The organism is Chitinophaga sp. 180180018-3 (assembly GCF_037893185.1).
Lineage (GTDB): Bacteria > Bacteroidota > Bacteroidia > Chitinophagales > Chitinophagaceae > Chitinophaga.
Genome location: NZ_CP140772.1, coordinates 2,622,372 through 2,639,024, shown reverse-complemented (window position 1 = coordinate 2,639,024; position 16,653 = coordinate 2,622,372). Strand labels below are relative to the sequence as shown.

The window sequence follows — 16,653 nt, the reverse complement described above, 5'->3', positions numbered from 1 at the left end:
TGTTAACTAAGATTAATGAAATTTTCTATTTCAATCCCGCCCGTAGCAGATCTGCCTGGCTATGTTTACCGACAACCATTTTTAATGATGAGATACGATTATCCGGATATTCCAGGCTCTCTTCAATCAATGTCAGCAGGTAATTCACAAAATTCCGGATGGTTTGTTCCTTAAACATTGGAACAGCATACTCGAACTCAAAAAGCAGATTGTTACCAACTTTTATGACGCGCAGGATAAGATTATTTTTAGCGGTTGCGGTTTCCCTTTCCCATTTGTTCCAGTTCTCAACTATATTAAAATTATCAGCTTCATTTTCTGTATCTATATAGTTGCAAACCACGTCAAATAACGGATTCCTGCCTTTTACGGAACGGATTTGCAGCGTATCCAGCAAATTGTCGTACTGATAATCCTGGTTATCAAAACACTGCAGGATATTTGCCTTGGTATCTGCCATAAACTCAGCAAAAGTTGCTTCCATTTTCACTTCACTTCTAATTGCAAGATAGTTAACAAACATGCCAACGACTGTCTCAAATTCTATCTCCGGCCTCCCTGCTACAGGGACGCCTATGATAATATCCTCCTGCCCTGCAAGTTTCGCAAGAAGAACATTAAATACAGAAAAAATGAAGGTAAACAACGAAACCTGCCTGGTTTCAGCAAACTGAAATACATTCTCAACTGTCTGCTTATCCGCCTGAAAGCGAATCATTGCTCCTGTATAGCCATTACCAGACGGCAAAGGATGGTCTGCCGGCAGCGATAGTAAAACAGGCTCCCTGCTAAATACATTTTTCCAGAATCTTTCCTGATCAGCCATCCGGGCTTTGTAACCCGATGATTTCATCCACGCTACATAATCAATGTATGCCAACGACGTATAAACTGGCGCTAATTCATCATATAATAATTTCAGGAACTCTTCTCCCACAATATGCTGTGATGTACCGTCGTATATGATATGATGTACATCAATCATCAATTTCCTGGCATCCTTCATTTCTATAACGCCTATACGAATAAGTGGGGCCGCACTAAGATCAAACGGGCGAATAAACTGTTTCCTGATAACCGACAGATCCTGCTCATTGCCAGCCGTATAGTAGTCAATTTTCAGCTCGATTTCTTCATGTAATTTTTGTACCGGTATATTATCTATCATTGAAAATGATAACCGAAAGCTATCATGCGCGCGAATGATATATTGAAGAACCTGTTGCAGGCGGTCTAATGTCACTTCAAGGCCAATATTTATCATCTGAGGCATATTATAGGCTATGCTTTCAGGATTCAACGCCTGGAAATAATAGATCCTTCGTTGGGAAGGTGATAGTGGATAATATTCCTTTCTTTCCGCCCGCTTAATGCCCACTCCGTTTTGTTGCCTGCTGACGCCAATATGCCTGGCCAGCTCTTTTACAACAGGGTATCTGTAAAGCTCTTCCAGGGAAAGATGGGTATTGAATTCCTTCCTGATAGTAGCCAGTAAATAAATTGCCTTAATAGAATGTCCTCCTTTTTCAAAGAAATGATCTGACAAACGGATATTCTGTGGGTCGATTTTCAAAATATGCGCCCATATTTTTATCAATTTCCGTTCAACACTGCCAGCGACGTCTACATTCACCCCCATATCCCCTACAGTAGCCGGCGATATCGTTTCCGGCAATTCCAACAGTGCCGGTTTATTCACTTTCCCGCCAGATGTTAATGGGATGCTCGCTATATGAATAAAACGCGACGGCACCATATAATCCGGTAACTGTTTCAGCAGGTGATGCTTAAGATCTCTTACATCAAGTTTATCACTGCCGGTATACCAGGCACAAATATTCGGGTTATTATTAGTGTTAGTAACCAACACGACGCTTGTTCCAATGCCGCAAAAACTATTCAACACTGCTTCTATTTCTCCCAACTCTATACGTAAGCCACGCAATTTGATCTGTTCATCCTTTCTACCGGTATAGGCCAATACTCCTGATGGCATCCATTTTCCCATATCACCTGTCTTATACAAGCGGCCATTTCCATAGTATTGGTCATCTATAAAAGCAGCCTCTGTAAGCGATTCATTATTCAAATAGCCAGCTGCAATGCCTGGCCCGGAGATAAATATTTCACCTTCCACCCCTATTGGCTGCATTTTTCTTCCGGCCCCCAGTACAAGTACTTTCATGTTGCTAACTGGCCTGCCTATAGGTATTGGTGACACTTCGTCCCATTCCTCCAGGTTAAAAAGACTAGCATAAATGCTGGCTTCCGTGGGGCCGTAGGCGTTAATTAACTGAGTCGTCTTATTTAATCGCCGGAATTTTCTAACAGCAGCTCCCTGCATCACCTCTCCTCCAACAAATAAATATTTTACACTCAGCAGTTGCTGCGCCAGCTCGTTGTCCAGTATATCTGCAAGTACATTGAATAACGATGGTACCAGACACAAATGTGTAATGGCATTACGATGTACCGCAGACAATATATCGTAAGGATCCTTCTCCAGTCCCTGCTGTAATATTACCAGGCAATTCCCCGTATACAAAGTCACAAATAACTCCTGTATACATACATCAAAAATGAAAGGGGTTTTAAACAGGTACCTGTCATCGGGCAGCATGGGATAACGGCTAGCCAGGCAGGTCAGGGTGTTTAATATATTTGCATGTGTAACCATTACTCCTTTGGGTTTACCCGTAGAGCCTGATGTATACATTATATAGGCCAGTGCGTCTGATGAAACAATTGCCGGCTGTTGTTCAGATGCTGATCCATAAAATCCATCTTTCATGCAAAGGCATTCCACTCCTTCATATTGATCAGTCGCTTCATCGCAAAGTAATATCACAGCACTACTGTCCGACAAAATATACTGAATACGTTCTCTCGGGAAATCCATACCAATCGGTACATATGCTGCGCCAGCGTTCAGCACACCATAAACTGCAATCATCATTTCTATGGATCGGTTCATCTTTATGGCAATTCTCCTACCAGGTCCGGCTCCTCTGCTCCGGAGATAATTACCCAGCTTACGGGCCGCAATATTCAGCGATAGATAATCAATCTGCCGATCAAGATACGAGAGAGCAATACGGCCGCCATTTTTCAACGCCTGCTGTTCCAACAGCGAACATATACTGCTTGCCGGCGACGGGATCGCTTCTGTTTTGTTAAATACCTCCAGTATCTCCCTGCTTTCCGCATCGCTAATAATAGCTATTTCACTCACCTTTTGTGACGGATTACGGGCAATCGCTTCCAGCACCTGTACAAACTGTTGTATCGTTCTTTCCACCTGCTGAGGCTCAAATGCCAGTTCATTATAATACGCACTCACTTTCATATCATCCCGAAAAGGATGTATCAGCAGGTTAAAATCATAATTGGTTTCTTCGTAAGTACTGGAGCCGGAAATTTTAAACAGCGTTCCTTCAGCTGTTCCCCTTTTACTTATTTCGGGATAATTTTCAAAAATGAGTAAATGGCTGATCAACCGGCTCTTGAACTCAGACGTTTCTAATATATCAGCTAAGGCATAGTGCTGATGGGGAGCACACCGGAGATGGTTTTCCATCACTTTTTTCAGCAGACTGCTTATGGTATCGTCTTCTGCTATTTTTATACGAACAGGCACTGTGTTAATGAAAAGACCGATCATGGTATCTATCCCCTCCACCTCATCAGGACGGCCAGATACAACTGCCCCAAAAGTAATATCATCATTGTTGTTCAATTTCGACAAAAGCAGCAACCATGCCATTTGAACCAACATATTCAGCGTAACGCCTGCCTGCCTGGCTGCTTCCTGTATTGCAGCAAAAGTATTACTATCCAATATTGTAGTCTGAACCGCATTCTTATACGCTGTAACCAGACTATGCCTGCCCGGCAATACAGCAATTTCACTGACGCCAGATAAATAACCAGACCAGAACGCCATTTCAGTTTTCTTATCCTGTGCCGACAGCCATTTCAAATACGTGGAATACTGCGCGGCGTTCTTAAGTACGGGAAGACACTGGTGAAGCAACCCATTATATATGGCCTTCAATTCCTCCAATAGTATACTCAGGCACCACCCGTCCATAATAATATGGTGAAAACTCCATATCACCGAATAGCTGTCTGTTGCTGTTTTTATCAATGTCACACGCAGCAAATCATTGTTTAACAGATCAAATCCATCTGCCAGGTCGCCCTGTACTTTATCTGCGACGACAGCTGACCGGGCGCTTTCATCCATTTCCGAAAGATCCAGGTAACTGATCTCAGTAATATTACCTGATAATACCACTTGCCGGGGTTGGGAAAAGCCGGTGGTTACTATCCGTGTACGCAGTATTTCATGACGGGTACTTAGCAGTCTTATGCTTTCGATAAAAATGGTCGGATCAAGGGCTTCTTCGATATCAAATACTAATTGTACAAAATAAGCGGTAGGTGATGGTCCATAGAGATGGTAAAACAAAAGACCTTCCTGCATAGGAGATAAATCCAACACCTTCTGTATCGTACGCCCGTCGCCTACGGCCATTCGTATAATTTCCTGTATACTATCAAATTCTGTTATACTCAAGGCGGCATCGCAGTCACTGGGAGTCTGCCTGGTGGCAGCAGTTACACAATGTTCAATAACTTCCTCCAATGCTGCAATAAATTCCTGTGCAAATACCTGTATACTTGCCGTAGTGAATTCCTTTTTGTTATATCCGGTATATATCTTCAGTAGTCCGTCTTCCACCAAACAATTTATATTCAGCGGGAACAAGCTCTTCAACCGGCCATCAAATGCACTCCCCCCCGACAGTCCTGATCTCGTGAAGTGGTTCAGCGCCAGATTATCCAGTTGGCCCAGATAATTGAAACTGATCTCGGGCATTATATTCCAGACAGCATGGTCCGACCGTGATCCGGTAGCATACCGGATCAGATTATATCCAATGCCGTTATGCGGAATCCTGCGTTGATATTCCTTGATATTTCTAATATAAAAGCCAATATCATTTGCGTCAGATACATCTAACATTACGGGAAACATACATGTAAACCATCCCACTACAGCTGTTATATCGATATCAGCAAACAGGGATTCTCTCCCATGCGCCTCTTGATTAACTACGAACTTTTCTTCGCCGGTCCATGCTTTCAGAGCTATCCCAAGGGCTGCCAGCAAAAGATCCTGTACTCTTGTATTGTAAGCACGATGGCTATTTTTTAATAGCTGCCCGGTTCGGACAGGATCAAGTACCGTTGTTATAATCAGGGTATCTTCTTCCATCCGCTCCTGCAGGATTGACGCTTTATCCAATACCGCTGCCCCGGGTATGTTCAGCTCCTCCCAATATGCTAACTCGGTCCGATCCCGGCCCGTATCCAGCAGACTGATAGTATATTCTTTTAATCGTGCCGTCCACGTAGCGTAAGCATTGCTTTTTGCTGGCATAACAACCGGCGCCTTTTGCAGAAGCTGACCATAAACTGTATCTAACTGTTCCAATAAAATACGCCAGGATACAGCATCTATAACAAGATGATGTATTACTATCAGCAGGTGATCACCTGCATTTGTTTTAAACAGCGCTGAAGCCGCTAATGGGCCAGTCTTAATATTTAATGTACACTGTATCGCAGCAGCCAATACTTCGATCTCTTTTTCCACGTCAGCCAGCGATTTGAGATCATATTTTTCGAAGGTAACAACTTCACTACTACGTTTATGAATCACAGCTGCAAACTCCCCACCCTCTTTCAGGCTAAAAGTGCTTTGTATAATATCATGATGTAACAATACTGTTTCCACAGCTTCCCTTATCACAGCTTCCTCAAAACCATCCCGCCGGAATAACATGACATGCTGATTGAAATGATCATGATATTCAGGCTGATGATGAAAAAACCATCTCTGAGCGGGCGACAATTCAAGATCACCACTCATTGCCTCAGGTACTGCATTCGGTTCCCGGATCACCTTCACCCGCGGACTTATTAGCGCTATTGTCGGATAAAGGAAAAGATCACGGATATCAATGTTATATCCGATGCTCCGTAGCTTTATAGAAATCTGGATTGATTTTATAGAATCGCCCCCCAACTCGAAAAAATCGTCGTGTAAACCTACTCCTGGCAGTTGTAACACAGTACACCAGATATCCGCCAGACGCCGTTGCAGCGTTGTAAATAATCCATCATCTGTTTTATCAGCCCCCACAGTGGGCAACGGCAACGCCTTCCTGTTTATCTTACCATTTACCGTAACGGGCAGCTTCTCCAATTGCATAAAATGCCTGGGAATCATATAATAGGGCAGTCTCTGCTCAACATGCTGTCGTATCAGGGAAAGGGAAATAGATGTGGTGGCAGTAAACCAAGCAACCAGATAATGCTGAGCATCCTGGTCAGACAGTATATCAACCACCACGGCTTCTATTCCTGGAAAATCAGCGACACAAATTTCTATTTCCGCGGTTTCTACACGAAACCCCCTTATTTTCACCTGTGTATCTCTTCTGCCAATAAATGCGATATTACCATCCGACAACCACTTGACAATATCACCCGTTTTATACAATCTGCCCGTTCCAAAGGGATTATGAATAAATCGCTCAGATGTTAGCTGCGGATTATTTAAATACCCTCTGCCTAATTGATCTCCGCCAATATACAGCTCACCTGGAATTCCCACTGGCAATAACTGTTTATGCTGATCCAACACATATACCGGCGAATTAAAAGTTCTCCCAATAGGCACAGGATCATCCGTTCTGAGATCTTCTATTTCATAGAATGTAGTAAAAACCGTGTTCTCCGTAGGACCGTATCCGTTAAAAATACGGACTCCCGGACTATGCTCCTTTACCATCCGTAAATGTTTGGGAGACACCACATCTCCGCCGAGTACAATTCCCTGCATACCACTAAATACAGATGGATCCTGATCCGCCAGCTGGTTGAATAATGCCGGCGTAAAGAAAGTGTATGCTATATGGTGCTCGCGGATAAATGGAGCTAATTTATCAGCAATGAACAGATCTTCTTCATCCATCAGGAAAAGCGTTCCTCCGCTCAATAACGTGTGCCATATCTCAAATACAGCCGCATCAAATACCGCTGCACCAGTTTGCAGGAAATTAACACCGTCTGGTATATTCAGCATTTCTTTCAGGCGGAGCATAGCATTAATTGCCTTGTGCTCTACCATCACTCCTTTGGGCCGACCGGTAGACCCGGATGTATAAATAATATAGGCGACATCGTTGGTGGTAACATTCACCGGTAGCAATGCATGTACTTTCTCAAGTGCTTCCTGCATTGTAATGGCAGGTATGCGCATAGAACCAACCTGCTGCGCGACTTCCGCAGAACATAAAACAAGACCCGCACCGCTGTCATCCAGCAAATAATCAATACGTGATTGGGGATATTTTAAAGAAATAGGCAGATAGGCAGCACCTGCTTTCAGTACCGCCAGCTTAAAAACAATCATCTCTGCCGACCGATCAGTTAACAACGCTACAATCGTACCTGTTGTAACTCCCTTATGCTGCAAACAGGCACATAGGCGATCAGATTGATCCTTCAGTTCAGCGTAGGTAAACGTTTGTGTTTTAGAAACAACTGCCGAAAGCCCAGGATGCAAACTCACCCGTTCATCAAATCTGACATGCACTGTTTTATCACACTGCTCCTTCGGGGAGGCAGGATTAAATACGGTCATTATCCGGGCGCGCACGTCTTCGGAAAGCATGGATAATTCGCTGATCAGTGCAATAGGCTGAACACTTACTGATTCAAGCAGCTGAGTAAGGCATTTTGAAAATTGTAAAACTGTTGCTCTTTTAAACAAAGATGTTTTATAAAAGAATTCAAAAGAAGATGCCTTCATATCATTGCAGTGAACATAAAGCGACAGATCAAATTTAGACACTCTCCTTTTCTGCGGATATGAACTGATCTCGATATTTTCTACCACAGCTGATGAAAAACTAACATCATTATAAACAAATACTGTATCAAACAATGGATTAACACCATTATACATGGGAATATCCAAATCCATAATAATACTTTCAAGCTGGTAGTCCTGATTTTCTATAGCGTTGAGTGCGCAATTCTTTACCTGATTAATAAACTCCGTAAACTGCATACCGGTATCGATGCGACAACGTAATGGCAGCGTATTTACGAACATACCTATACTGTGCGATAATCCATCATGATTTCTTCCGGATACCGGAGTTCCGACAATAACTTCCTGCTGATCATATATCTTGGAAAGGAAAATAAAATACACGGAAAGGAGTACCATGTATTCATTGGTATTATTCTGCCGTGCTATCGTCCGGATATTATCCATTACACTACTTGAAATTTCAAAAAGTATGCTATCTCCTTCATACGTCGGTAGTGCGGAGCGGCTATAATCAATTGGTAGCTGAAGCGGGGACCAGGCTTCCTTAAATTGATTTTTCCAATATGCTGCCTGCTTCTCTATTTCTGCTGAATATTGTTTCCCCAGACACCAGATGGCGTAGTCTTTTGGATGTATGGAAACCGGTGAAAGATCTATCCCCTGATATATATGCATAAAATCAGCCAGCAAAAGATTGCGGGAAAAGCCATCAGTGGCGATATGATGCATATCTATCAGTAGCAAATAATCCTCCGCATCACGTTTTATTAATGCAACCCGGAAAGGTATCTCTGTAGCCAGGTCAAACGGCTGCACAAAGTCACGGATAAAAGCATCTTCATCTGAAACAGCCTCCTTTATTTCTATTTCAATGATGACATTATCCTTTACTATCTGACGCTCCTGCTCCTCCAACACTTCGAAAGTGGTCCGCAGGCTTTCGTGCCTGTTTACCAGTGTCTGTAGCGCTGCTTTCACTTTTACTTCATCCACAAATCCCCTTAGCCGGAATATTTCAGTTTCATTGTAGGCAACCATAGCGGGATCCCATTTCTGCATCAGGTAAAGCCTGCGTTGAGAAGGTGACAAGGGATAGCTATCTGACTTTTCCTGAGGCGATATATCATAAAATGCCATTCTACTGCTATGATGTATTCTGGCTGCGGTTTTTGAAATAGTAGACTGTTGCAGGAAGTCAACCAGAGGAATTTTCACCTGAAAGGCTTTAAAGATCTTTGCCAGCAAAATAGTAGCCCTCAGAGAGTCGCCCCCCAATTCAAAAAAATCATCCTCTACGCCAATGTTCCTATATCCCAATATATCTTCCCAGAACTCCAGCAATGCGCGTTCATAATCATTTGTAACTGCTACATAAACGGCGCTCAATCCCGAGCGATTTACCTGAGAAGTGGCATTAACAATTACGCTACTCAACAAGCTTTCTTTCTTATTTACCTGTTCCCGGTTATCATGGATTCTCTGCATTAAAGGAATCGACGAAACTACAAGGTGGAAGTATCCTGCCTGCAATATTTTATCGAAAATTATTATATTATCTCTCACGGAAATACCGCCTTCCAGTTGTTCACCGCTCAGCCTATAATGCTGCTGTTCAGCATTTACGGCCATGCCGACATTTATCCATCGATCCCAATTTACAGACATTAGCTGAGGTCCATTGCTTAACCTCGTATAGCCGGCAAATGCATCCAGGAAATGATTAGCGGCACAGTAATCTGTTTGTCCCAAATAAGGTGTAATACTGGCGATGGAAGAAAAGAGCATAAAGAAATCAAGTGCCTGATTCTTCAGACAATGATAAAGATTCAAAACACCGTTAATTTTAGGTGCCAATACCTTTGCGGATGTAGCTGTATCTAAACGCTGTAATACGTTCCCTCCCGGTATGCCAGCGGCATGCAATACCCCATTTATTTTCCCGTGTGCCGACTGCACAGCATCAATCATCACTGCTGTTGCATTTGCATCAGAAACATCACAGCTAAAATAATGCACATGTTGATGCGCAGACTTCAATTCCCTGAACCTTTTTTGCTGCTGGCTTTCCTGGTCAATACCTACCCGGCCTACGATAACCAGTACGATATCCTCTCCTATCAAATGCTTTGCTATTTCGAATCCAACACCACTTAACCCGCCTGTTAACAGAATAGTACCAGCCGGCCGGAAAATGCTGTTATCCTTCTTAACAACGGCAGCCGGCTCAAAGTGCCTGATCATCCGTTCCCTGCCCCGATAAACTACAAATGTATCTGTTGCAATAATAGATAGTTCTTCGACAATAATTCCCGCCAGGATGACACCTCTGTTCAATACCGTGTTAGCATCCAGCGAAACATCAATACTTTTGCAGCATATTTTGGTGCATTCAATATTCAATCCATCAACAGCAGCCATCACAGGTGCTTTTCCAGGTTCCAGCAGGATATCCCCTGCCACGTACTGCATATGATCCGTTATTACCAGTAACGTCGTCTTCTCATCCGTGGATATAATGTTCTCCAAGGCTACCCCCAAAGCACAAACGCTATAGTATCCTGTATCCAGGCTTTGCTGTACCTGTAACGGATCTGCGATTTTTCCCTCACCAGTGACATTCCAGAGATGAATGATCAAATCGGGCAGTAGTCCTTCTTTTAAGAGCTCTTCCAGCAATAACGAGTAGTGCGAAGGATCTACAGGGTTCATCTCATAGCTATATGCAGCAGTTCTCTTGAAAGTGTTGCCCTTCGCAGCATAAATGATCTGCCCCGTACAAACCGACAGACGATCAGACAATACACTTCCTATTTCTTCATCATCTGTAAATATCAGTATAGTAGTATAGCGTTGTGTTATCTTTCCCGTACCATTTATTGTATTTTTCCAGGAAGGAATATAGAGACTGTCAGCTGCATTTGTAACTGGGGGAAGACTCCGCAAAATTGGCTGCATCCCTTTACTAACCGGGAATAAATGTCTTTCAAAAGCGTAAGTCGGTAATGGTACTCTTTGACGCGGCGCGTGCCTGTGAAAGGCCTCCCAATCAATATACCCACCGTTTGACCAAATTTCGCCCAGCTGTTTATTAAGATAATACAAATCAGATACAGGATCCTGCTTTCGTTTTATGAGATTGGCGACTACCTGACCAGGCTTCCTATTGTTATTTCTCTCAACAAATAAGCAAAGCTCTCTTCCTGCGCCCACCTGCAGGAATACAGCATTTTCATAGGTAGCGATCAATTTGTTCAATCCATCATGAAACATCGTAGGTTTCCTGATGTGATCCGTCCAATATTGTGGCGATTTGGCTTCTGCTGCCATAATCCAGCTACCACTGACCCCTGAGATAAAAGGAATAACCGGATCATGATATACGATGCCCTCCGCTGCTCTCCGAAAATCCTCCAATATAGGATCCATCAATAATGAGTGAGCACCCAACCGCACATTAAAATTCAGCGTTTCTATACCTGCTTCATTAAAGGATTTCGCCAATGTTTCCATCACATCTGCCTCACCTGAAACAACACAAAATCCAGGAGCATTGAGTGCTGCGAGATCTACACCCGGCCCTAACCAGGGCCGCAAATCTGCTTCTGATATATTCACGCTCATCATTCTCCCTTCCCTGGTTTTCTTCATCAGCTCCCCTCTTTTTAACAGTAGCTTCAACGCATCATCAACAGAAAAAACACCAGACAGGCATGCAGCCGTATATTCTCCCATGCTATGCCCTGCCATAGCAACTGGTTTTACTCCCCAACTATTTAACAATGTGGCTAGTCCATACTGGAAGATAAAAATAACCGGTTGCAGGTAGTAGGTATCATGTTGTATATCTTCCGAAAGCCTCTCCTGAAACAGACCTGGATACAACACATTCAGGAAATCATCGTTGGACAATATCTTTAACTTGTCAAACAATCCGTCAATAATAACCCTGAACTCAGCTAGATATTTATATAGCTCCAATCCCATATCTATATACTGAGTTCCCTGTCCTGAAAACATAAATATAATAGCGCTATCCTCTTTTGGTAAAGCCGTAGTGCTATATTGTTGCCCGATCAGGGACGTCACTGCGTCTCTGACATTTGTGCATGGTATTGATCTTCTATAGCGAAAATGCTTCCTGCCTGTTTGTAAAGTATAAGCAACATCCGAAAAATTGATTTCAGGATTATCCTGAAGATAGTTGGCAAATTTTGTTGTAAGCGAATCCAATGAATCTGGCGAATTTGCCGATAACAGCAGAGTTTCTGCCGGATTAACCGGGCGCTCAGGTTCTTTTTTTACAGCCGCTTCTTCCAGTATAACGTGCACATTAGTCCCCCCCAAACCAAGGGAGGTTACCGCCGCTCTCAGTGGCGTACCAGTTCGCTCCCATTGTTTCGCTGTAGCGTTAACATAAAATCTCGATGTTAAAAGATCCAAGGCTGGATTAGGTGCGGTAAAATGAAGGCTGGGCGGTAACTCCTGATGTTGAAGCGCCAACACTGTTTTTATAAATCCTGCTACGCCGGCTGCTACGTCAAGATGCCCTATATTGGTTTTCACAGAACCAATAGCGCAGCGCTGCTTTTCGCCATCTCCGTAACCTCGCTTCAACGCTTCTATTTCTATTACATCCCCAATGGGCGTACCAGTACCATGTGTTTCGATATAACTGACTGTGGCAGGATCTATACGGGCATTGCGGAGGGCGGCCCTGATCACCTGTTCCTGACCAGTAACTCCAGGTGCTGTATATCCAGCTTTATCATTCCCATCATTGTTAACAGCTGTTCCCAGTATTACCGCCAATATATGATCCCCATCCTTCAATGCCCGCTTCAACGACTTCAGCACCACTACACCTCCACCGTTTCCTCCAACCGTCCCCCTGGCTTCCTTGTCAAATGCCCGACAATGACCATCCGGTGAAAAAATCATCCCTTCCGTATATTGATATCCTTCCTCGTCATAAAATGTTATGGAAATACCACCAGCAAGTGCAATGTCACATTTTCCACTCCTCAATTCATTACAGGCAAGATCAATTGCTACAAGAGAAGTGGAGCAGGCTGAGTGAATCGTAAAACTGGGCCCCTTTAGATTAAGCTTATAGGATATCCTTGTAGATAAGAAATCCTTATCTGCATATTGCATCGCATTCCACTTTTCAGAGAAAGTGGTTTGTTCTGTTAATAAAATTTCCGACTCAAACCTGTTGTTCGGTGTAGCCCCTGCATATACTCCAATGGCACCTTTATATGAAAAAGGATCATAACCAGCATGTTCAAGTGCTTCCCAGGTTATTTCATGAAAAATCCGCATCTGCGGATCCATATGAATCGCTTCAAGCGGTGTGTAACCAAAGAATGCGGCATCAAAATACTCTGCCGCTTCCAGTCTGCCTTTCGCCCCTACATGTTGTGTATCAGCCGACCCGGGTTGTATCAATTTATCATCTGAGAAAAAACTGATACATTCCCTTCCTTCTTTCAGACTATTCCAGAACGCCGTGATGTCCTGGCTGCCTGGAAACCTCCCGGCCATACCTATAACCGCAATATCATCGTCATACTCCGCCCTACAGTCGCCGACGGATAACGTATCAGCCACCGACAGCTGACCAGTTTTCAACATACGCTTCGCCAGTTTACGTATGGTCGTATGTTCAAAAATATCCACGACAGATAAATCTGACTGAAATTTTTTGTTTAGCTGACTAACGAGCCGAACACTCAACAGAGAGGTGCCTCCGGCATCAAAAAAACTGTCGGTGATACCTATTTTGTCTATTTTCAATAGTTCCTTCCAAATAGCTACCAGTTCCGACTCCAACGCTGTATGTGGCTCTACATTGATATTTTCTGCTATCCGCCCCTCATATGCAGCCAATTCCTTGCGGTCGGTTTTCCCGTTTGCAGTCAACGGCATGGCTTCCAGCTGTATGAAAAAAGATGGCACCATGTATTCCGGTAAGAACTGACCCAGGTAGTCTTTCAGTTCACTTACCAGAACAGGACCAGTAGTCACATAAAAAGCATACAGATGTCCAGCACCATCCCGCTCCCTGGATAAAACTGCCACTGCCGACAAAAATGGATGTTGCTGTAAATGGAATTCAATCTCTCCTAATTCAATCCGGTAACCTCTTATCTTTACCTGTGTATCTTTTCTTCCAATGAATTCAAACTGGCGGTCCACATTCCTGATAACCAGATCACCGGTATTATATAGCTGCCGGCCAGGGAAGTATGGATGGGAGATAAATTTCTGCGCGGTCAGCTCAGGGCTGTTCAAATACCCTTTAGCCAGCCCCTGACCACCGATATATAACGTACCCTGTACTCCCAAAGGAACAACACGGAGGTTATCATCCAGTATCAACATATTAGTATTCACAACGGGTTGTCCAATATCAATGCTGTTCTTCTGTGTAAGATCACTTACAGAAGTCCAGACCGTTGTTTCCGTAGGCCCGTAAACGTTATAGATCTTTCCTTTGTAAACCGCTTTTATCTCTTCAAACAGATCCTGGGTAAGTGGCTCTCCGCCAAGTAGTAAAAATTCCACTTGCTGTAATCCATCCCTGAACCGCTGTTCTGCCATAAAAGCCGACAGCTGTGAAGGTGTAAACTGTACCAACGTCACCTCTTTTTCCAATAGCATACTACCAGCCAATACCGGATCTTTTTGTTCTAATTTATTACCCAGGCATATTGTATGCCCATTCATAAGTGGCAACAAGGTTTCCAGTACGAAAATATCAAATGACAGGGTAGTAAGGGATAGAAAGCGTACCTCCTCCGTAAATGGAATTATACTCACCATACCCGCTACAAAGTTCACAACACTTCCATGCCGAATAATCACTCCCTTGGGTTTCCCTGTAGAGCCAGATGTGTAAATAATATAAGCGGAATCGGACGGCAATACCTCAGGCAATACATCTGCCACAGGCAGATTATCAGATAGTTCTTCAACATTTATTTTTCCATAGCTGCTATCTATATCTTCGTTTGTAAACTGAGAAACGAGTACACATTCAACGCCGGCATCCTCCAACATATATTTTATCCTCTCTGCCGGCAATGAAGGATCTATGGGGAGATAGGCCCCACCTGCCCTTAATATAGCCAACATGGAAACAATAATTTCCGGCGAACGTTCCAGATATATCCCCACCACAGTGCCCTTAATAATCCCTTTCGCAACAAGTACCCTGGCAATAAATTCCGCTTTCTCAGATAAATAGCCATAGGTGAACCTTTCCCCGTTAAATAATATCGATACCTTATCGGGATGTTTCTTGCAATTTCGTTCAATAATAGCATGAATACTTTCTCCGGAAAGCGGCATATCCGGACTGGCTGACTCCTGCAAAAATTCATTCATATCAGCTTCAGACAATACCGGCATATCCTTCACTAAAGTATGCGGAGCCACAACTACATGACGGATAATCCTTTCGAAAGACGCCATTAATGCCGCCGCCAGTTCTCGCCCATATAAACCCGCATTGTAACTCAGCTTCAATGACACGCTATCATGCGAAGGATAAATAGTCAGGGTAAGCGGATAATTGGTTCGCTGATGGTAATTAAAATCATTCAGGGTGAAACCTCCCGCAATACTGTTTTGCTTAAAATCCAGTGGATAATTTTCTATCACTACCAATGACTCAAAAAGCAATGCACCTTGTTCTATTCCTGACAGTTGCTTAATAAGCGCCAGAGAAGTATGTTCATGTCCTTCTCTGGTCAGCAGGGATGCAGCTACTTCTTTCAAAAATCCGATCCCCGATATTTCTCCATGTACCTTCACCCGTAAAGGAACTGTATTGATAAACAATCCTACAATATCTCCAACTCCCTTTATAGGCACGTTGCGGCCAGACACAGTAGTTCCGGTGACTACGTCTGTGCTTCCAGAATAGACACCGATCGTCAACGCCCAGCAACCATATAAACAAGCTGCCAGCGTAAGATGTTGCTGGCTTAAAAGGCGCTGAAGATTTTTTACCAATGCTGGTTCCAATGTAAACTGCAGATGATCAGTAGCACCTGTTTCCTGAAGTGAAAGCGACCGGGCACGACTCAGCGGTGCTATCTGCAACTCCTTCAGATAATCGCTCCAAAATGTACTATCTGCTGGCCGGGCTTTTAAAAACCTTACGTATTCCTTGAATTTATTCTTAGCAGATAGCTCTATTACTTCACCGGCATCGAGCGACCTATAAAAATGGAAAAAACTCTTTAGCAAAATCCCTGTACTCCATCCATCAAACAAAATATGATGGCTCAATATTATCAGCTTATACTCAGGTTCCTTTAATTTACAAAGGGCTATCAGCAATGGTGTTTCTACCTGCAAATCAAATCTACACTGCTTCATTTGCATCATCAAATCAGCTAGTGCTGTCTCCGGATCTCCCTCCTTTGAAAAATCATAAAATTGCAGATTAGGGGAGGCTGTAGTATAGATAACCTGTACAGGTGCTTTAATATTTTCCCATTTGAATAAAACCCTCAGCATCTCGTTATGATCAACTACCTGCTGCCACGCTTTCATAAATATATCTTTTTCAAAGCTGCCGGATATATCAAGGCTGATCAGCTCATAATACAAATCGCTTTCTTTATCCACCAGGTAATGAAACAATATACCCTCCTGCAGCGGAGTAAGACCAATAATATCCTCGATATTTTTTGTTGTCATAAACACGTCGTGTTCAGTCAATTAAATAG

At 43.3% G+C, this 16,653-nt stretch carries 1 protein-coding gene; it reads right to left on the bottom strand.

The genetic code is table 11. The features are described from left to right. Window positions 1–25: 25 nt before the first annotated feature. On the bottom strand, window positions 26–16,624 hold the full coding sequence (locus tag UNH61_RS10525; RefSeq protein WP_326992063.1) for a non-ribosomal peptide synthetase/type I polyketide synthase: 16,599 nt from the start codon (window positions 16,622–16,624) through the stop codon (window positions 26–28). Window positions 16,625–16,653 lie beyond the last annotated feature (29 nt).

Coding starts and splice junctions, on each gene's coding strand:
- UNH61_RS10525 (WP_326992063.1), bottom strand. CDS start 16,624: ATGACAACAAAAAATATCGAGGATATTATTGGTCTTACTCCGCTGCAG.